Origin of the sequence: Actinopolyspora lacussalsi subsp. righensis, from assembly GCF_900116555.1 — a bacterium.
In the GTDB taxonomy this organism is placed as follows: Bacteria; Actinomycetota; Actinomycetes; order Mycobacteriales; family Pseudonocardiaceae; genus Actinopolyspora; species Actinopolyspora lacussalsi.
Genome location: NZ_FPAT01000001.1, coordinates 123,181 through 142,546, shown reverse-complemented (window position 1 = coordinate 142,546; position 19,366 = coordinate 123,181). Strand labels below are relative to the sequence as shown.

General features: G+C 66.4%; 17 protein-coding genes. 12 read left to right on the top strand and 5 right to left on the bottom strand.

The features are described 5' to 3' along the window. The first annotated feature begins 32 nt into the window (after window positions 1–32). Window positions 33–1,442, top strand: a complete 1,410-nt coding sequence (locus BM394_RS00670; RefSeq protein WP_092972715.1) for a GH1 family beta-glucosidase — start codon at window positions 33–35, stop codon at window positions 1,440–1,442. A 129-nt stretch (window positions 1,443–1,571) separates the two neighbouring features. Next, window positions 1,572–2,666, top strand: coding sequence for an ABC transporter ATP-binding protein (locus tag BM394_RS00665; RefSeq protein WP_092972713.1), 1,095 nt, complete (start codon window positions 1,572–1,574; stop codon window positions 2,664–2,666). Between the two features lie 23 nt (window positions 2,667–2,689). Here BM394_RS00665 and BM394_RS00660 read toward each other — a convergent pair whose 3' ends face one another. Further along, window positions 2,690–3,898, bottom strand: a complete 1,209-nt coding sequence (locus BM394_RS00660) for an AGE family epimerase/isomerase (RefSeq protein ID WP_092972711.1) — start codon at window positions 3,896–3,898, stop codon at window positions 2,690–2,692. 523 nt (window positions 3,899–4,421) lie between these two features. Between BM394_RS00660 and BM394_RS00655 the strand changes: the two genes are divergently transcribed. Continuing rightward, window positions 4,422–5,438 (top strand): class I fructose-bisphosphate aldolase, encoded by a 1,017-nt coding sequence (locus BM394_RS00655; RefSeq protein ID WP_092972709.1) that lies wholly within the window; start codon window positions 4,422–4,424, stop codon window positions 5,436–5,438. A 167-nt stretch (window positions 5,439–5,605) separates the two neighbouring features. On the opposite strand, the gene BM394_RS00650 is transcribed toward BM394_RS00655, so the two are convergent. Further along, window positions 5,606–6,802, bottom strand: coding sequence for an amidohydrolase family protein (locus BM394_RS00650; RefSeq protein WP_092972707.1), 1,197 nt, complete (start codon window positions 6,800–6,802; stop codon window positions 5,606–5,608). Window positions 6,803–6,987: 185 nt separating this feature from the next. On the opposite strand from BM394_RS00650, the gene BM394_RS00645 reads away from it, so the two are divergent. The 6 genes from BM394_RS00645 (at window position 6,988) to BM394_RS23475 (ending at window position 14,212) form a co-directional block, all read left to right on the top strand. After that, complete coding sequence (locus tag BM394_RS00645; RefSeq protein WP_217643266.1) at window positions 6,988–8,280, top strand: SGNH/GDSL hydrolase family protein; 1,293 nt, start codon at window positions 6,988–6,990, stop codon at window positions 8,278–8,280. A gap of 201 nt (window positions 8,281–8,481) precedes the next feature. Next, a complete protein-coding gene (locus BM394_RS00640) occupies window positions 8,482–9,504 on the top strand; it encodes a LacI family DNA-binding transcriptional regulator (RefSeq protein WP_092973573.1) in 1,023 nt (340 codons plus the stop codon). A gap of 191 nt (window positions 9,505–9,695) precedes the next feature. Further along, a complete protein-coding gene (locus BM394_RS00635) occupies window positions 9,696–11,633 on the top strand; it encodes a cellulase family glycosylhydrolase (RefSeq protein ID WP_092972703.1) in 1,938 nt (645 codons plus the stop codon). A 160-nt stretch (window positions 11,634–11,793) separates the two neighbouring features. Next, the gene (locus BM394_RS00630) at window positions 11,794–12,801 is read left to right on the top strand and encodes a glycoside hydrolase family 5 protein (protein ID WP_092972701.1); all 1,008 of its coding nucleotides are present in this window, start codon (window positions 11,794–11,796) and stop codon (window positions 12,799–12,801) included. A 316-nt stretch (window positions 12,802–13,117) separates the two neighbouring features. Further along, window positions 13,118–13,573, top strand: a complete 456-nt coding sequence (locus BM394_RS00625) for an excalibur calcium-binding domain-containing protein (RefSeq protein WP_092972699.1) — start codon at window positions 13,118–13,120, stop codon at window positions 13,571–13,573. 168 nt (window positions 13,574–13,741) lie between these two features. After that, entirely contained in the window at window positions 13,742–14,212 is a 471-nt protein-coding gene (locus BM394_RS23475) for a class F sortase (RefSeq protein ID WP_342752620.1), read from the top strand. Window positions 14,213–14,286: 74 nt separating this feature from the next. Here the strand turns inward: BM394_RS23475 and BM394_RS22605 are convergent, their stop codons facing one another. Further along, a complete protein-coding gene (locus BM394_RS22605; protein WP_175529900.1) occupies window positions 14,287–14,463 on the bottom strand; it encodes a hypothetical protein in 177 nt (58 codons plus the stop codon). Between the two features lie 88 nt (window positions 14,464–14,551). On the opposite strand from BM394_RS22605, the gene BM394_RS23865 reads away from it, so the two are divergent. Both BM394_RS23865 and BM394_RS00615 read left to right on the top strand, forming a co-directional pair. Next, the gene (locus BM394_RS23865) at window positions 14,552–14,830 is read left to right on the top strand and encodes a Scr1 family TA system antitoxin-like transcriptional regulator (RefSeq protein WP_425427634.1); all 279 of its coding nucleotides are present in this window, start codon (window positions 14,552–14,554) and stop codon (window positions 14,828–14,830) included. A gap of 135 nt (window positions 14,831–14,965) precedes the next feature. Then, window positions 14,966–15,406, top strand: a complete 441-nt coding sequence (locus BM394_RS00615) for a GNAT family N-acetyltransferase (RefSeq protein ID WP_092972695.1) — start codon at window positions 14,966–14,968, stop codon at window positions 15,404–15,406. Between the two features lie 234 nt (window positions 15,407–15,640). Here the strand turns inward: BM394_RS00615 and erm are convergent, their stop codons facing one another. Then, entirely contained in the window at window positions 15,641–16,483 is an 843-nt protein-coding gene (gene erm, locus BM394_RS00610; RefSeq protein WP_092972693.1) for a 23S ribosomal RNA methyltransferase Erm, read from the bottom strand. A 245-nt stretch (window positions 16,484–16,728) separates the two neighbouring features. After that, the gene (locus BM394_RS00605; RefSeq protein WP_092972691.1) at window positions 16,729–17,436 is read right to left on the bottom strand and encodes an SDR family NAD(P)-dependent oxidoreductase; all 708 of its coding nucleotides are present in this window, start codon (window positions 17,434–17,436) and stop codon (window positions 16,729–16,731) included. 531 nt (window positions 17,437–17,967) lie between these two features. Between BM394_RS00605 and BM394_RS00600 the strand changes: the two genes are divergently transcribed. Next, window positions 17,968–19,239 carry a multidrug effflux MFS transporter gene (locus BM394_RS00600; RefSeq protein ID WP_092972689.1) on the top strand — a complete coding sequence of 424 codons (1,272 nt, stop codon included), beginning with the start codon at window positions 17,968–17,970 and terminating at the stop codon, window positions 19,237–19,239. Window positions 19,240–19,366 lie beyond the last annotated feature (127 nt).

The following is a 19,366-nucleotide window of genomic DNA, read 5'->3' as shown; positions in this document are numbered from 1 at the left end:
GACTTCGCAACAGCGGAAATGGAGCGAACGAGTTGACTGGCGAATCTACTTTCCCCACCTTCCCCGACGGTTTCAGGTGGGGAGTGGCGACCTCGGCCTATCAGATCGAAGGGGCGGTGGACGTCAACGGGCGCGGGGCGTCCATCTGGGACACCTTCTCGCACCGAGCCGGTGCGGTGGACAACGGTGACACCGGCGATGTGGCCTGCGACCACTACCACCGTTACGAGGAGGACATCGCGCTGATGCGCGAGCTGGGGGTCGACAGCTATCGGTTCTCGGTGGCATGGCCCCGGATACAGCCGCAGGGCAGCGGTGCGCCGAGCAGCGCGGGACTCGACTTCTACTCGCGGTTGGTCGACGAACTGCTCACGGCGGGTATCGAACCGTGCCTGACGCTGTACCACTGGGATCTGCCCCAGCGGCTCGAGGAAGCGGGCGGATGGCGTGAACGCGACACGGCAGGCCGGTTCGCCGACTACGCGGCGATCGTGCACCGCGAGCTCGGCGACCGGGTGCGGTTGTGGACGACGCTCAACGAACCGTTCTGTGCCGCGTTCCTCGGCTACGCCGAGGGCAGGCACGCGCCCGGTGCCAGGGAGGGCCACGAGGCGCTCGCCGCCGCCCACCACCTCCTGCTGGGACACGGCGCCGCGACAGCCGCGATGCGTGCGCAGCGTTACGGTGACGAGTCGTTCGGGATCACGCTCAATCTGAATCCGGTGACACCGGTCAGCGACTCCCCCGAGGACGTGGCCGCGGCCAGGCGCTACGAGTGCTACCAGAATCTCGCGTTCTCCGATCCGGTGTTGGCCGGGAGCTATCCGGACATCGAAAGCACGGTGTGGGGCGAGATCAGTGACTTCTCCTTCCGGCGCGGTGGTGACCTGGAACTGATCGGCACGGAGCTCGACTTCCTGGGCGTGAACAACTACTTCCCGGCGTACGTGCGGGCCGCGCCCTTCGAGAGCGTCGATCCGAAGCTGCGCACGGCCGATGACATCGGGGTCGAACTCGATCCCCCCGAGTCGCTGCGACGGACCACGATGAACTGGCCGGTGGAGGCGGCGGGACTGTCCCGACTGCTGCTGTGGCTCGGCGAACGCTACCCCGAGCTTCCACCGATCTACATCACCGAGAACGGAACGAGTGGATTCGACGCGCCGGACGGCGAGGGTGAGATCCACGACGGGCACCGCATCGAGTATCTGGACACGCATCTGCGCGAACTGCGCGGCGCGATGCGCGCCGGGGTCGTCGTGCACGGCTACTACTGCTGGTCGTTGCTGGACAACTTCGAGTGGGCTGAAGGGTACGAGCAGCGTTTCGGCCTGGTGTACGTGGACTTCGAGTCCCAACGACGAGTCCGCAAGGACAGCTTCGACTGGTACCGCCGCGCCGTCGCGCACTCGCGGGAACCCGACGGCTCGTTGACCGGCTGACGCCCTGTTCGATTCCGGCCCCGGTGCGCCCCTCCGGCGGCCGGGGCCGCGGCCCGCGGCTCCGGTGTTGTCCACCGAAGCCCCACGGGCGGCTTCCACCCACACATCCGAACGAATTGGAATACCGCCATGGCAGAAGTCGAATACCGCGCCGCCACGAGAGCCTATCCGAGCACACCGCCGGTCCGGGCTGTCGACTCACTGGACCTCGAGATCGGCGACGGCGAGTTCCTGGTACTGGTGGGGCCTTCCGGCTCCGGGAAGTCGACGGCGCTGCGCATGCTCGCTGGGCTGGAGGACGTCGACGAGGGCGGCATCTCGATCGGCAGTGCCGATGTCACCGGCACTCCTCCCAAGGCGCGCGACATAGCGATGGTGTTTCAGTCCTACGCGCTGTACCCGCACATGACGGTCGGCGAGAACATGGGGTTCGCCTTGAAACTGCGCAAGACCCCCAAGGACGTGATACGCCGCAAGGTCGCCGAGGCGGCCGACATGCTGGATCTGCGCGAGTTCCTCGATCGCAAGCCACGTGCCCTGTCCGGCGGGCAACGGCAGCGGGTCGCGATGGGCAGGGCCATCGTCCGGGATCCGAGCGTGTTCCTGATGGACGAGCCCCTGTCGAACCTCGATGCCAAACTGCGGGTGGAGACCCGCGCGAACATCGCCGCCCTGCAGCGGAAACTGGGCACCACCACCATCTACGTCACCCACGATCAGGTCGAGGCCATGACCATGGGCGACCGGGTGGCGGTGTTGGACGGGGGAGTCCTGCAGCAGGTCGCCGCCCCGCGTGAGCTCTACGACAACCCCGCCAACTCGTTCGTCGCCGGATTCATCGGATCACCCGCGATGAACCTGGAGACCGTCCCGTCGTGGGGAGACAGCGTGTTGCTCGGCGGTCATCGGGTCGAACTGCCCCGCGCCGCACAGGCCGCGGCGGAGGGACTCGACGAGGTGATGTTCGGGATACGCCCGGAGGCGCTGCGTCCGGTGCCCGCCGACGAGGAGGGTATCCGGATGGACGTGGAACTGGTCGAGGAGCTGGGTGCCGACGCCCTGGTAATCGGCTCCGTGGATGTCTCGGGTGTCGCCAAGCGGTTCACGGTTCGTACCGATGGCCGCGGCGTTCCCGGCGCGGGGGAGACGCTGAACCTGGTGCTGCGGGATCACGAGGATGTGCACCTGTTCCACCCCAGCACCGGTCAGCGGCTCGTCGCGTGAGTTGGCGGGCGTTGCCACCGGCCTCAGCGCGGGGCTGGTCGCAGCGCCGTCGCCGCCGAGGGCGCCAGGGGAAGGGTCGGGAACAGCGCGGCCTGGTAGGCGTGATAAGCGTCGGGCTTACCCGCCCACACGGTTGTCGAGGGGCGACCGTCCGGAGCCAGCTCGTGGTGCCAACTGCCCTGTCCGTAGTCGATGTGCCTCGTCCGCGCGAAGTCCCAGAACGTGGCATACCACCGTTGGTAGTAGGACTCGGCGGTGCGTCGGTGCAGCGCGGCAGCGGTCAGGACCGCCTCGGCGGTGACCCAGTGCATTCGCTCGCGAACCTGCGGGCGGTCCTGCCAGTCCAGGGTGTAGACGAACCCGGGGTGACCGTCGGCGTGCCAACCGTGCTGTATGGCGGCCTCGAACAGATTCCGGGCGTCGGAGATCAGCCAGTTCGGTGACTCCTCCTCCCCGAGGGATGCCTCCAGCTGCAGCAGCAGTCTGGACCATTCCAGCCAGTGCCCCACAGTGGTGCCGTGCGGGCGGAACGGGTCGTGCGGACGATCGCTGTTGTAATCCGGTTCGGGCTCCCACGCGGGAGTGAAGTGCTCCGGCAGTCGCCAGCCGTGGGTACGGGCGACCTCGTCGATCAGCGTTCCGGCGATCCGCAGCGCTCGCTGGTGCCAGATCCGTTCACCGGTGACGTCACCCGCGGCGAGCATGGCTTCCACGAGGTGCATGTTGCTGTTGGCGCCACGGTAGGACTCGGTGGTCGTCCAGGCTCTGTCCCAGCTCTCCAGACCCAACCCCACCTGGTCGTCCCAGAAGCGGGACTCGACGACGCGCAGTGCCTCGGTGAGCAACTCCGCGGCGCCGGGGCGTTCCGCGGCCGTGGCACTACTGGTCGCCAGTACCACGAAAGCGTGTTCGTAGGCACCCTTGGTGGTGTCGACCGTGCTGGTGAACCAGCCGCCGTGCTCGGAGTCGCGCAGTTGGTCGACCAGCGCGGCGATGCCGTGGTCGGCGAGTTCCGCGGCCTCCGGTTCACCGAGCAGATGGGCGAGACTGAACACGTGTGTCATCCGGGCCGTGATCCAGGTTTCCACTGGTCGGCCCGGATCGGGATTTCCGGCGTCGTCCAGCCATCCGAAGCCACCTTCGGAGCCGCGTGCGGCGGAAGCGAAGTCGAACAGCCTGCTCCGTTCGGCCGTCAGCCACTCGTGGTGTTCCGCGGAGTCGGGATTGGTCAATGTCGTTCCTCTTATCGGGTGGATGCGATGCGTGGTGGTGAGTGATGACCGCCGCGATGGGTGCGACCCGTGCGGACTGAATCGGTACTTCCTCCCACAGTCGTCGGACGCTATCGGCATCGGCCCCCGACGGGAAGCACGGGGCGGCGGAGTGCGCTCGGTGAGCGTCCGGACGGCGGCGAATCATCTCCCGATCGGCCGAATCGATTCCGTCGTGAGGCCGCACGGTTGTGTGTACCAATTCTGCTGTCCTCCGGGTGATGGGTACTTGTCGTAACCACTGAATTGCTACCGCCGAACGGGTGACCCGTTTTGGGCGATCGATATATCGCTTTCTGTGATGAATGGTCACCGGCTCGGGTGACGTGCGATACTTTACTGATTCGATTCCGTTCGATCTGATTCGATTCAAGGTGATTGGGTTCGGAATACCGGGCAGGAGTCTGTCAGGCTTGAAGTGAGTCCGGCCCGGCGATCACCGGCCGACAACGACAGGCAGATACGTCCCTAAGGAGAGCGCACCGTGTTCAGCGACGACATGCGGTTGATCGCACAGCAGATGGTTGCACCGGGCAAAGGCATTCTCGCCGCCGACGAGAGCACCGGAACGATGGAGAAGAGGCTGCACGCCGTCGGCCTCGACTCCAACGAGGAAGTGCGGCGCCAGTACCGCGAGCTGATCGTCTCCACGCCGGAGTTGGGGAGCTCGATCAGCGGTGTGATCCTGTACGACGAAACCGTCCGCCAGGACTCCGGCTCCGGGGTGCCGCTGCGCAAGATCGCGGAGCAGAACGGCGTCCTGCCCGGTATCAAGGTGGACAAGGGAGCCAAGCCGCTCGCCGGAACCGACGGTGAGAAGATCACCGAAGGACTGGACGGACTGCGGGACAGGCTGGCCGAGTACGTCCAGCTCGGCATGAAGTTCACCAAGTGGCGCGCGGTGCTCGACATCGGGTCCGGCAGGCCCAGTGACTACGCGATCCACACCAACGCCCACGCGCTCGCCCGCTACGCGGCGCTGTCGCAGGAGGCGGGGCTGGTTCCCATGGTCGAGCCGGAGGTGCTGATGGACGGCGACCACTCGTTGGCCGCCGCCGAGGAGGCGAGCACCCGGGCGCTTCGTCGTGTCTTCGCCGAACTCGCCGAGCAGCGCGTCGATCTCGAGTCGATGGTGCTCAAGCCGAACATGGTGGTCGCGGGCAAGGATCACAGCCCGCAACCCGGTTCCGTCGAGGTCGCTGAGGCCACGGTACGCACGCTCAAGCGAACCGTTCCCGCGGCGGTTCCCGGCATCGCCTTCCTCTCCGGAGGACAGAGCGACGAGGAGGCCACGGTCAATCTCAACGCGATCAACCAGCTCGGTCCGTTGCCGTGGCAGGTCACCTTCTCGTTCGGACGCGGCCTGCTGGCTCCTGCCCTGCAGGAGTGGGTCGGACGTGACGAGAAGTTCGACAGTGCCCAGCAGGTGCTGGCGCACCGCGCGAAGTTGAACGGGGCCGCCTGCGAGGGACGTTACGAATCCGCCCTGGAAAACGCCTGATCCGTTCGGCCGTTCCCGCCGGGGATCCGGTGCTGCGATCGGATCCCGGAGTCGGAGAGGCTCGTTGATCACCGGGTTCGGCAGCGCTCACCCGCTGCCGAACCCGGCTTCCGAAGCGCCGCCCGTCGCGGAGGAGCCCGGTGACGACTTCGGAGGACCCAGGCGCCTCACCCACTCGCCGAGGGGTGGTGTGGTCTACCGTTCGCGACCGTGAGGGCCACCTCACCCAGATCACCCAATCGCGTCAGCGGATCACCGCGCACCACCACCAGGTCGGCGGCCAGTCCCGTCGCCACCCGCCCGGTACGTTCGCCGATGCCGAGCGCGATCGCGGCTTCGGAGGTGGCCATCCGAAGGATCCGTTCGTTGCCGAACCCCAGGTGCTCGTACAGCCCCAGCGCTCCGGCGAAATCGTCGAACACCGAGTCCCGCAGCCCCGCGTCGGTTCCGATGATCACATCGACGCCTGCCTCGTCCAGGGTGCGGAGTCGTCGCTGGAACCGCTGCGCCCGTTCCGCACCGACCCTGTCGGCGAGCCGGTGCCAGTTGCGGGACTGCCCGGCACACACGCTGATGCCGCGCTGCCGCATCTCGCGGATCACCGGCTCACGTTCGTCCAACCCGTCCGGTCCCAGCCACGTGCAGTGCTCGATCGTGCTCACTCCCGCGGAGACCGCGTCCTCGATCGCGTCGGATCCGTGCGCGTGTGCGGCGACCGGCAGTCCGTGCCGCCGGCTTTCGTCCACGATGATTCGTAGTTCGGCGGCGTCGAACTGTGACTGCCACATGGCGGGCGAGTTCGGGGTGATCTGCCCACCGGATGCCATCACCTTCACCACGTCCGCGCCGAGTTCCGCGCGATGCGCGACCGCTCGGCGCAGCGAGTCCTCCTCACGTTCCACCTCGCCGCCGAGGAACCAGCAGTGTCCCTCACGGACGGTCAACGGTGGGCCCGCCGCGAGCACGCGCGGTCCGGCGATCTCGGACCGTGCGACGGCGTCCCTGATCCGGATCGCCGCGCCGTTCCTGTCGCCGAGGTCGCGAACGGTGGTCGTTCCCGCGTCCAGGGAGTCGCGAGCTCGTTCGGCCATACCGTCCAGCAGCTCGTGGTCCTCGGTGGCCAGCAGCGTGTTGATCGGTTCTTCGCCCGCGTCGAAGGACAGGTGCACGTGTGCGTTGATCAGCCCCGGCAGGAGCGTGTGTCCTGGGAAATCGTACCTTTCAGCCCCGATCGCCGATTCGGCCAGCTCGGTGCGCGGACCCACGGCGGTGATCGTTCCCTCGTCCACGAGCACCGCACCGTCCTCGATGATGTGACCTTCGTTTCCGGTCCATATCCGTTCCGCCGTCACCAGTAGTCGCATCCCCGCGTGAAACCTCCGATTTCCGCATTGTCCCGATGTGCCGATCTTCCGGTGCTTTCCCGAATTCTCCTGCCGTAACCGGATCGGCGGTAGCGAATTCGACGAATCGTGTGTTGAGTTTTTGGGAGCGCTCACAGGTGCTGTTGTCGATCGGAGTTCGTCGAGAGTCCGAGGAGCGATATCCGTTGCGTGGTTTGGTCCTCCGTACGTTGCTGTGCCTGCTCGGCTGTCTGGCGGCCGTTGCCACGACCGCGCCGGCCGCCACCGCTCGTTCCGAGCCGGAGCCGCGTGCCCAGGAATGGGTGGCCGCCTGGGCGGCCAGTCCGGTGCGAGGCAGCGATCTTCCGGGAACCGACTCGTGCCCGGCGGGGGAGGGAGTCGACGACGCCACGGTGCGCGATGCCGTGTTCATCAGCAGCGGCGGTTCCGAGGTCCGGATCAGGCTCAGCAATGTGTACGGGAACGCTCCGCTTCGGATCGGCCACGCGACTGTCGCGGTGCGCTCCGCCGGTGCCGCCTCCGTGCCCGGAACCATGCGCGAACTGAGGTTCGGTGGGAACGCGAGCACCGTGATCCCGGCGGGAGAGTACCGCTACAGCGATCCGGTCGAGCTGCGGGTCGAGGCGCTGTCCACACTGCTGATCAGCGTTCACCTTCCCGAGACCACCGGTGCGCTGACCAATCACCCCTTCGCCAATCAGACCAACTACCTGGCACAGGGTGACACCGCTGCCGATCCGGCCGGTTCGGAATACAGCACCATGCCGTGTTGGGTCGTGGCGGATGCCGTCGACGTGCGCCCGAGCCCACGGGTCGAGGGCACGGTGGTCGCCTTCGGAGACTCGATCACCGACACCGCCGCCACCACTTACAACGCCAATCAACGTTGGCCCGACCATCTGGCGCGACGGTTGCACGCCAGAAGCGGCGCCACCCTCTCGGTCGTCAACGCGGGGCTCGGCGGTAACCGACTGCTGGCCGAGCGTCCCGGGCAGCCCTATTACGGGATTGCCGGGGTGGACCGGTTCGCCGGGGACGTGTTGAGTCAGTCCGGGGTGCGCAGCGTGATCGTGCTGGAGGGGGTAAACGACATCGGTTACAACGCCACCGCCGATGGAGTGATCGCAGGCTACGAGCGGCTGATCGAGCTGGCCCACGCTCGGGGAGTGACCGTGCTGGGCGGCACGATCACGCCGTTCAAGGGATCGAGCGTCTGGACCCAGCAGCGGGAGGACACCCGGCAGCGGGTCAACGAGTGGATCAGGAACAGCGGCCGGTTCGACGCGGTGATCGACTTCGCGGCGGCCACCGCCGATCCCGCTGCGCAGCTGCGGTTGCGACCGAGCTACGACGGCGGTGACGGGCTGCACCCCGGCGATGCCGGTACCGCCGCCATGGCGGATGCCGTGGATCTCGACGAACTGCTCTCGGTGTCGGCGGGCCGGGACGCCGCGGTGACGGGTTCCGCGCACCAGTGACTCGTTCTCGCGGCTGTCCGTGGGGAGGTTTCCGGCGACCACTGGGAACCTCCCCACGGATGCCTATCCGACTCGGGCATTCCGTGCGGGAGTCCGCCAGAGGTTCCGCCCGACGGGAAACGCGGAGCAGCGGCGAAACCGGCCGGCCGAAGCCCTTCTACTAGGGTGTTGCCGTACACCACAGCAGCACCCGGGGACGTGATGCCGTCGAAGCGCCCGACGATCTCCGACATCGCCAGAGCGGCGGGGGTGTCCACCGGCGCGGTCTCCTACGCGCTCAACAGGCGCCCCGGCGTCTCCGCGGCGACCCGCGACCGCATCCTGCGGATCGCGGCCGAGCTGGGCTGGGCCCCGAGCAGCGCCGCGCGCTCGCTGACCGGCGGTAGAGCCGAAGCGGTGGGGCTGGTGGTGGACCGCCCCGCCCGCGAGATCGGAGTCGAGCCGTACTTCATGCAGCTGATCTCCGGGATCCAGGCCGAGCTGGCCGATGGCCCCACCGCGCTGCTGCTGCAGGTCACCGACAACGCCGAAGCCGAACTCGCGACCTATCGTCGCTGGGCCGCCGAGGGCAGGGTCGACGGTGTGCTGCTGGTGGATCTGCGTCATGAGGATCCTCGGGTCCGGCTCGTACGCGAGCTCGGGTTGCCCGCCGTGCTGCTGGCCGATCCGGTCGATCGGTTGGGCCTGCCCTCCGTGTGGACCGACGACCGGGGCGTGATGACCGAGGTGCTCGAACGGCTCGCGGCGCTCGGGCACCGCTGGATCACACGGGTGGCCGGGCCGGAGGAGTTCGTGCACACCGGTATTCGCTCGGACGCGTTCACCGAGGCGGCGGCACGACTCAGTTTGCACGGGGCCCGGATCGTGCACGCCGACTACACCGACGAGTCCGCCGCGCGTGTCGTCCGTGCGGCGCTCTCCTCGTCGGAGGCTCCGAGCGCCCTGGTGTTCGACAACGACGTGATGGCCGTCTCCGCACTGGGGGTAGTGCGGGAGCTGGGACTGTCCGTTCCGGAGGATGTCTCGTTGGTGGCCTGGGACGATTCCGCGCTGTGCCGGTTGGTTCGGCCCGCGTTGTCAGCGGTGCGCAGGCCGATCGCCGAACGCGGAGCCACCGCGGTGCGGATGCTGCTCGAACTGCGTGACAGGCCAACGGTCGGGGACCGACGCACCTCCGATCCGGAGTTCGTCGAGCGGCACAGTATCGGATTTCACCCCGGGTGAGCCCCGGGAATCGAAGACACCTCGTCCGTCCGGTTCGGAAATCGAAGGCTGTCCGTGCTTCCTGTTCCACGTGGTTTCACCTTGACTATTAATCGCTTAAGTGATCCAATTCACTTCAGTGTTTCGTGCGGACTCGCGGCTCGGATTCCGCGAGCCGCAGCGGTCCGCACACTGTTGATGGGAGCGCACGGATGCGTCGTGGTTTCGCCTTCGTCGAGACGAAGGACGGCCCGGTCAGCTGGTTCGGGGCCAATTTCTGGTCCGCGTCCGGCGGGCCGCGGATGTGGACTCGTTACGATCCCGAGCTGGTCCGTGCCGAGCTCGCCGTGCTGCGTGAACACGGCTTGACACTGACCAGGTCGTTCTTCTTCTGGCCCGATTTCATGCCGGAGCCGGACAGAATCGACGAGAACTGTGCCGCCGCCTACGCGGATTTCCTGAACGCACACGTCGAAACGGGCATGCGGACCGTACCGACCTTCCTGGTGGGGCACATGTCCGGTGAGAACTTCGATCCACCCTGGCGCGGGGATCGTGACCTTTATCGGGACGTGTGGCTGTTGGACCGGCAGAGCTGGTTCGTCGAACAGCTCACCGCGCGCTACACCGATCATCCCGCAGTGGCGGGCTGGTTGATCAGCAACGAGATGCCGATCTACGGCGAGCCCGCCGATCGGGAGAGCGTGACCGCCTGGGCGGGCCTGATGGTCCGCTCGGTGCGGGCGGGTGGGGCCACCCAGCCGGTCTCCATCGGCGACGGTGCCTGGGGTGCCGAGATCACCGGAACCGACAACGGGTTCTCGGTGCGTGACCTGGCCTCGTTGACCGATTTCCTCGGTCCGCACGTCTATCGCATGGAGGACGACCGGGTCCGGCAGCACTTCGGGGCGGCCTTCATCTGTGAGCTCACCACCACGTTGGGCAGTCCCGTGGTGTTGGAGGAGTTCGGGTTGTCCTCGGACTTCGCCTCCGACGAGCACGCGGCGGTCTACTACCGGCAGGTGCTGCACAACAGCCTGCTCGCCGGATCCACCGGCTGGATGGCCTGGAACAACACCGATTTCGACGAACTCGCCGGGCAGGACCCGTATCGGCATCACCCCTTCGAGCTCCACTTCGGCCTGACCACCTCGGGGCGCGAGCCCAAACCACAACTGCGCGAGATGGCACGGTTCTCCGCGACTCTCGCCGCGATCGACGTGCTCGGTTGCGAGCGGGAACCGGCGCGGGCCGCGATGATCGTCCCGGAACACCTGGAGGGCGACATCCCGATCAGCGACGGCGACGACGCACGGTTCGCGTTCAGCACACTGCGGCAGGCTTACACCAGCGCGAAACTGGCCGACCTCCCGATAGGGCTCTGCCGGGAGCGGGACGGTATCGCCGAGGACTGCTCGCTGTATCTGCTGCCCTCGGCCAAACAACTGACCGCGCCCTCGACGGGCAGGTTGGAGGAACTCGCGGCCTCGGGGGCCACGGTCTACCTCTCCTACTGCCACGGCACCGGTTCGTTCCAGCGCGGCCCGTGGATCGCCGGACTCGACCGGATCTTCGGGGTGAAGCACCAGTTGTGGTACGGGCAGGTGGATCCGATCGAACGCGACGAAGTCGAGCTCACCTTCCGGGCGGACTTCGGCGGTCTGGCCGCGGGCACGAAGCTGTCGCTGCCGGTAGCCGGTAATCAGCACAGCCGGGCCAGGCTGCCGGTGCGGGCCACCGATGCGGAGGTCGTGGCCGTGGATCAGGACGGCGAGCCCGCGGTGCTGCGCAACCGGGTCGGTTCCGGTTGGACGGTGCTGTGTACTTACCCGATCGAGCACATGGCCGACTGGACCCCCGGGGCGAATCCGGATGCCGCGGTAGGGCTCTACGACGCACTGGCCGAGTTCGCCGGGGTGCGGCGGAGCGTGCGGGTGGCCGATCCTGCCGTGAGCGCGGACGTGCTGCGGCACCGTGACGGGCGGCGCTTCGTCTTTCTCACCAGCCAGAGCCCGGAGCCGCTGCGGGTGACTCCGGAAGCGACGGCGGGCGAACTCACCGGTCTGGACGATGAGAAGCCCGTGGACACCCTCGAACTGCCACCCTACGAAGTCCGAGTACTGCGTATGTCGAGTTTCGACGCGGCATGAGTGCCGCCGCGTCTCGGTCGGCTCGCGGAATCGACGTTGTCGGCGTGTCGACCAGTCGCGCCGAACGAGCACACCTCGATCGGCGATGCTGACAGCGGAACGGAGGTGTGGTCGGCGGCGCGACGCGATGGAATGTTCGAGAATGTTTTCGGAGGAAAACATGAAACGACGATTGAGATTACCCGCCGCCGTCCTCACCGTGCTGGCCATGTCGGTGTTGCTGACGCTTTCGCAGCTTTCGTTCGGGATGACCGGGAAAGCCGCGGCGGCAATGGGATTCCACGTCTCCAACGGCAGACTGCTCGACGCCAACGGGAACGATTTCGTGATGCGCGGGATCAACCACGCCCACACGTGGTATCCGAACGAAACGGACTCGCTGGCCGACATCAAGGCCACCGGCGCCAACACCGTGCGTGTGGTGCTCAGCAGCGGTGACCTCTGGAACCGCAATGACACCGCCGACGTGGCGTCCGTGGTCGAGAACTGCGAGCACAACAAGCTGGTCTGCGTGCTGGAGGTGCACGACACCATCGGCTATCCGGAGAAGTCCGGTGCGGTGCCGCTGTCGCGTGCGGTGGACTACTGGAACAGCGTCAAGAGCGCGTTGACCGGAGAGGAGGACCACGTCCTCATCAACCTCGGCAACGAGCCGTTCGGCAACACCGGTTACGAGGCGTGGACCGAGGACATCTCGAACGCGATCCAGCGGATGCGCGATCTCGGGTTCCAGCACACCCTGATCGCCGACGCCCCGAACTGGGGCCAGGACTGGACGTACACGATGCGCGACAACGCCGCTTCGGTATTCCAGGCCGACCCGCTGCGCAACACCGTGTTCTCCGTCCACATGTACGGCGTGTTCGACACCGCCACCAAGGTCAGGAACTACCTGAACCACTTCGTCGACGCAGGGCTGCCCATCATGGTCGGTGAGTTCGGGCATCGCCACTCCGATGGTGACCCGGCCGAGGACGCCGTCATGGCCACCGCCGAGTCGCTCGGGCTCGGCTACATCGGCTGGTCCTGGAGCGGCAACAGCGGTGGGGTCGAATACCTCGACATGGTGCGGGACTTCGACCCGAACCAGCTGACCCCGTGGGGCGAGCGCATCATCAACGGCCCCAACGGCATCCGGGAGACCTCCGAGGAGTCCTCGGTGTACTGACCCGTCCGATGTGAGTTCGAGTCGGTCGCACCACTCCGGCCGCGCGGTCGCCCTCGGGCCGCGCGGCCGGATCTTTTCGCTCCCACCCTCCGTTGTCGGCAGTACGGGCCCGCCGTAAACGTTCAGTTGCCCGTTCGATCCATTCTTTACGCTGGACGTGGCTCGATTACCTGCTGTAGCAATGTTGATTGCTACTGAAAGTGATATTCTTTGTCTAGCTTTCACGCTTCCGTGTGTATGGTTCCCTCTAAATTGTGATCTGTAGTGTAACTACTTATTCTTCGTCTGCCACTGTTGTCGAGGAAAGCGGGTAGCCATGACACTTCGCAAGATCGCTGCCACTACGGCGCTCACGGTTGGGATCTCCTTACCACTGGCGGGCTTGGCCACGGCGCAATCCGCGGATCGTGACTGTGAGGATTTCGCCACGCAGCAAGAGGCTCAGCGGGCCTACGACTCCGTGCCTGGCGATCCGGAAAGGCTGGACGCTGACGACGACGGGATCGCCTGTGAGGATCTTTCTTCCGACTCCACGGAATCCACCGAGGACAACAACGGTGCCGTCGGTGGTGATAGTGAGAACGGAGATGGAACCGCAGATACCCGGGGAGACTCCGGTGCCGCTCCTTCTGGCGGGGTGGATGCCGGATACGGTGGTGCCGCCACTCATGGTGATTCCCAATTGCTGTTGCCGTTGAGCGCGGCAGGCGGGGTGGCATTCGCCGGTGGAGTGCTTCTGATGTTCCGCCGTCGTTCCTCCGGCGGAGCGTGAATGAGCTTCCTCGGTCGTGGTTCGTCGGTAGTGCGTAGCGGTCACGGGGTATGGGTTCCCGTGGCCGCTACGCTCCTGTTGATACTTCCGTGGTTGTTGACCGGAGCAACCGCGCCCGCGGGCTCTGAATCCACCCGGGCACGATCCGCGGTCAGTGCGAACACAGCTATCGACCAACGCTTCGTTCCTCGACAGCAGGCCTTGCCCGTTCGTGTTCGGATTCCCGCTTTGGAACTGGTCGCTCCGGTGGATCCCTTGGAACTCACCGATGAGGGCAGACTGGCCGCTCCGGATTCGGCGAATCGAACCGGTTGGTGGCGTGCGGGACCTGAACCCGGTGAACAGGGCCCGGCCGTGATCGCGGGACACGTCGACTCGAGGAACGGTCCGGCCGTGTTCTACGAACTGGACACGTTGTCGCCCGGAAACCGGGTGTTCGTGGACCGAGCTGACGGATCCACTGCCGTGTTCCGGACGTATCGCAGCGAGCGACACGCCAAGTCCGATTTCCCGACGAACAGGGTTTACGCTGAGACAGCTGCCCCCGAGTTACGGCTTATCACTTGCGGTGGGGTTTTCGACGACCGCTCCGGTGACTATCTCGACAATGTGATCGTTTTCGCTGTCCGGGTTCGCTGATTCGCGATGCCGTTTGCGGGACGAGCAGTGGTTCTCGGTTTCGGGACGGTGTTGTGCAGGGGTACTGGTAAGCACTACTCCAGTGTGCGGACCGGCCGCTGCGGGGTGTCCAGCCACACGGTGTGGGTTCCGTCCGGCCCCATGGTCAGCCGTACCGGGTAAGCACAGGGCACGCGTTCCTGGAACAGGTGAGTGGTGCGTGCGACTCCGTCGGTGACCAGTTCCGGGGTGACCTGTGGTCGGTCGTCCATGAGTCCGCGTTGCGCACTCCGTCGGAGGTGGAGACGTGACCCGTGAACAGCTCCATCACCTGTTGCGTCTCGTGGAAGAGCCGTACAGGTGCTGCCCATGTCCGTCGGAGCTCATACCGGCATAGAAGGCGCTTTCATATATCTGGCTTTCCCGCCCGAGCTGGAGAACGATCCCGGAACCGTCTATGTGGACACACGTGTCAAGGGTTACTACTACCAGCAGCCCGAGGAGATAGCCGTTTACCGTGCGGCGATGAGGCGGTTGCAAGCCGCAGGCTTGTCAGCCTGGGGAAATCGCCTGCTGCCTGGGCGGCTTTCACCACGGCGCTGCGCTGCGGACGATTCGACTGAGCCGCACCGGGTGTAGCTCCCGCACGAGCCGCTGCCGGGTTCGACGGTGGCATGGCCCCGGCCTCTCACCGGGTCGGGGCGAGCTCGTCGGCTTCGAGATCACGTGGAAAAGCAGTGGCGAGATCCAGCCCGAATCTGCTTCGATCGAGGCGTGTCGCCGCATGACCCTTACGAGTTCGACGACGATCCGAACCGGCTCGACCTCGACGCCGTCTGGCGTTTCCTGTCCACCGAGGCCTACTGGGGCCGCTGGCGCGAGTTCGACGACTTCCGCAGGCAGGTTCGGCACGCCTGGCGCGTGGTGGGCTGTTACGACCCGCACGGCGACACCGTCGGTTTCGCCCGGACGTTCTCCGACGGCGTCGCCATGGCCTACCTCGCCGACGTCTACATCGAGAGCGCGCACCGCGGTCGTGGCCTCGGCAGAGGACTGGTGCACGAGATGATCGACAACGGTCCGGGCAAGAACTTCAAGTGGATGCTGCACACCGACGACGCGCACGGGCTCTACCGCGACTTCGGGTTCGCCGAACCGAACGCGAGATACCTGGAGCGACAGCCCTCGTACCACAGCGGCTCCGGCTCGGTGTGAGATCCAGGGCCGGAGTTCTGAATCCACGCCGTGGATCCGGGGAACGGTGGCGCGTTCACCGAGAGCCCGCCGAGTTCCTGGCGGCCCTGCTCTCCGACGCCACGGGGTTGTGGGAGCGAAAGCGGCCGGGGCCGGGCCACGGAGGTGGACGTCTCGCACGTCGCTTCCTCTTCCGGGCTCCCGGCCCCGGCTGTTCGGGTCACTGTCGATGACCGCTTGGCGGAACCTCCCGACTCAGCGGTTCCGGTTCCGACCACGTCGTCCGGAGCGTGTGGTTCCACCCGGCCGACGGTGCGACGTTCCCTTGCCGGTCGCCGTGATCCGTTGCCACAGCGAGGCCCACTGCTCGGCGGTGAGTTCCTTGGGAAGCGATCGGGTCGAGACGTTCTCCAGGCGCAACCACTCCCGCAGGGCGGAGCGGTCGATCCGTCCCGTGCGTTCGAGGATCTCGCCTAGCCCCCGTCCCCGGCCGGTGTAGACGTCCCTGACGAATCGCCGGTACTCCTCACCCGCTGTGGTGACCAGGGGGACTTCCCGCCTGCTCATCACGAGCAGACCGCCGTCGACGGAGGGAACCGGCCGGAAGGCGCGCGCCGGTACTCGCTGTCGCAGGCTGAATTCGTACCAGGGCCACCACTGGGCCGTGAGCATCGTGGCTCCGCCCACACCGGCTCTCCTGCGGGCGACCTCCCACTGCACCAGCAGGACCGCGGTTCGCCACTCGTGGGCTCCCAGCACGCGTTTGAGTACCGCCGTGGTGAGGTGGAACGGCAGGTTGCCTACCAGCACGTGCGGAGTCCCGGGCAGGGTGAAACGCAGGATGTCGGTGTTGACGACAGCGACGTGCTCGGGAGTGCGCCGCCGCAATCGTCGTGCTCTGCCGGGGTCGAGTTCCACGGCGGTGATCGGCCGTCCGAACCGGCCGAGCGGCACGGTGACAGCACCGTCGCCGGCGGCGAGTTCGACGATCGGTCCGTTCGTTCCGGCGACGAGGTTCTCGATCACGGCGATCGTGGACCGGTCGACGAGGAAGTTCTGGCCGAGCTCGTGCGGCCCGCCAGGGTGGGAATGAGACATGGGTGTGCTCCGCGGAGTGAAGAACGGAGCCGGGCAGCCGAGAGCCGCACCGGCGATGACTCCGATGCGCGGCGGAGCTGCGAAAAGTGAAGATCAGCTCCCCGCCGTCAGCGGCGGGGCCTCACGTAGAAGGGAGCACTCGCGTTGATACCCATCGATGATTACTCTAGCAATGGTGCCGAACCGGCCGAGATGCCACACCACCGTCCGGGGACATCGGGGGCACTGTGCGGGAAGCGGTCGGTTCAGAAGACCAGCCGTAGCCGTCGCTGCTCGAGGTCGTAGCGCAGTTCGTGCGCGCTGTCGCGTATGCCGGAGACGATGGTTTCCACCACTTCGTCGGTGTCGGCGGCCGGCGGCATGCGAGGCGGTGTTCCGCTCAGTGCGCGATCCACCAGCCCGGTTTCCATGTGCGGTGGTCGGATGTCGAACACGTCGACTCCCCGTCCGCGCATTTCCCGTCGGGTGGCGGTCAGCCACGCCGACAGTGCCGCCTTGCTGGCCGAGTAGTCGGCCATCTCCGCCGTGGGATGGTCGGCCAGTATAGCGGAGAGCGCGGCCAACGTTCCCCCGCTTCGCTCCAGATGGGGAAGTGCCGCACGTGCGAGCACTATGGGCGCGAGCGTGTTGATGGTAAGCAGGTGCTCGGTCACCGCGTCCTCGGCGTCCGAGGTGCGGCCGAACGCCGCGACGCCCGTGGCGATCAGCACGAGATCCAGTCCGCTCAGGGATTCGGCCGCCGTGTCGACCACTCGGCGACAGGAGTCGGTGTCGATCGCTTCGAAGGTCGAGTAGGGCGTTTCGTCGAGCTTCTCGGAAACGGTGGCGAGCTCGTTCCGGTCGCGTCCGGCCAGGTAGGTGCGGGTGCCCGCCTCGTGCAGCTTGTGGGCGAGCTTGCCACCCAACACCCCGCTCGCTCCTACTATCAGGACGTTCTTGTTCCGCAATTGCACGTGAACTCCGGTTTTTCCGCCGGTGACTGCCCAGGAGAACGTTAGCCCAGTCCGTCGTGCCGTGCGATCACCACGGCTCCGCGTGGCGGGGAAACGCTCGCCTCCCGTGCCGGCGGCGGGCCCGGTTCCAACGGCGGTGATTGGTTGACGTACTCACGAGTTTTTCGTGCGCGGGAAATTTCCTCGACGGCTGCTGTCCGGTAATGGAGCGGTGGGATTTCGGGGTGCCGTGGTTCGGCACCCCGAAACGTTGTGAATTGTTTTCGCGTTGCTTTGTGGTGGCCGACACGTTCCACGGGCGCCGTGAAACGAACCCGGCAGAGCGAAACATCACGGTGCGCTGTTGAGTACATGCGATCCGGAGTGTCCTTTTTTGGGCTGTGGCGTGTGTTCTGCCAGGGAGATTCGAATCACGTTCGTACGACCGGCTGAAACCCGAGAGGCTTTTCGCTCCACGGGAATAAAACCTCCTTCACGTTCGCTGTGAAGTTGGCAGTCCTGTCATCTTCACACCCTGTACGGAAGGTCGTGATGGAACGAGTCGCAGAGCACAGCACTTCCACCCCGAACCAGGCGGGTGTGAGTGAACCCACCGGGTGGGAAAGAACCCGGATCATTCTCGTACTGGGCGCCCTGGTTGCCCTGGTTCCGCTGACCATCGACATGTACCTGCCCGCCCTGCCCGACATCGGTGAGAGTCTGGGGGCGAGTTCCTCGCAGACGCAGCTGACCCTGACCGGGACCCTGCTCGGGCTCGGACTCGGACAGCTGTTCATGGGGCCGTTCTCCGACGCGGTGGGGCGCAGGACCCCCCTGATCGTGGGAATCTCGTTACACGTCGTGGCCTCATTACTGTGCTTGCTCGCCCCGAACATCCTGGTGCTGGGGATTCTTCGGGTGCTGCAGGGTGCGGGCGGTGCCGCGGCCATGGTCGTCGCGCTGGCCTCGGTGAGCGATCTGTTCACCGGACGCACCGCCGCTACCACATTGTCCCGACTGATGCTGGTCAACGGAGCGGCACCGATCCTGGCGCCGACCCTGGGTGGCATCATCCTGCTGCAGTTGTCCTGGCGCGGTGTGTTCGCCGTGCTGGCCGTGCTGGGTGTCCTGCTGTTGGTGCTGGCCTCGTTGGCACTGCGCGAGAGCCTGCCGCCCGAACGCAGGCACAAGGGCGGCATAAAACCGGTGATGCGCTCCTACCGGGAGCTGTTCACCGATGGCCAGTTCCTGGTCATGGTGCTGGTGGCAGCGCTCGGCATGTCCGCGTTGTTCTCCTACATCTCCGGTGCCTCGTTCGTGCTGCAGGAGCAGTTCGGACTCAACCAGCAGCAGTTCGGCCTGGTCTTCGGGCTCGGAGCCCTCATGATCATCGGTGCCACGCAGTTCAACGTCGTGCTGCTGCGCAAGTTCTCCTCCCAGCAGATCGTGTTCGGGGCGTTGGCCACGGCCACGACGGCCGGGCTCGTGCTGACCCTGTTCACCACCACCGGACTCGGCGGGATAGTCGGTTTCTTCGTGCCGCTGTTGTTCGTGCTGGGCTCGGTCGGCTTCGTACTGCCGAACGCCCCCGCGCTGGCGCTCTCCCGGCACGGCGACTCCGGGGGTACGGCCGCCGCGCTGTTGGGAGCCGGACAGTTCGGCCTCGGTGCGTTCACCGCCCCCGTCGTCGGCCTGCTCGGCAACGACGCCTCGGCGCTGGCGATCGCCATGACAGCGGGTGTGCTGATCGCGCTGATCGCCCTCACCGCCGTGACCATGGCGGGAAACCGTCGCGACGCGGCGGCCTCGCGGGCCACGGCGTGAGTCCGAATCCGACAGTCCCTCTCGACTGAGCTCGACCGGTTCGTCCTCCGAGTTCGAGCGGGGCGGTGTCCGGCGACACCGCCCCGCCGTGTTTTCCACGAACATGGCCGTGAGTTCCGGGGTGGCC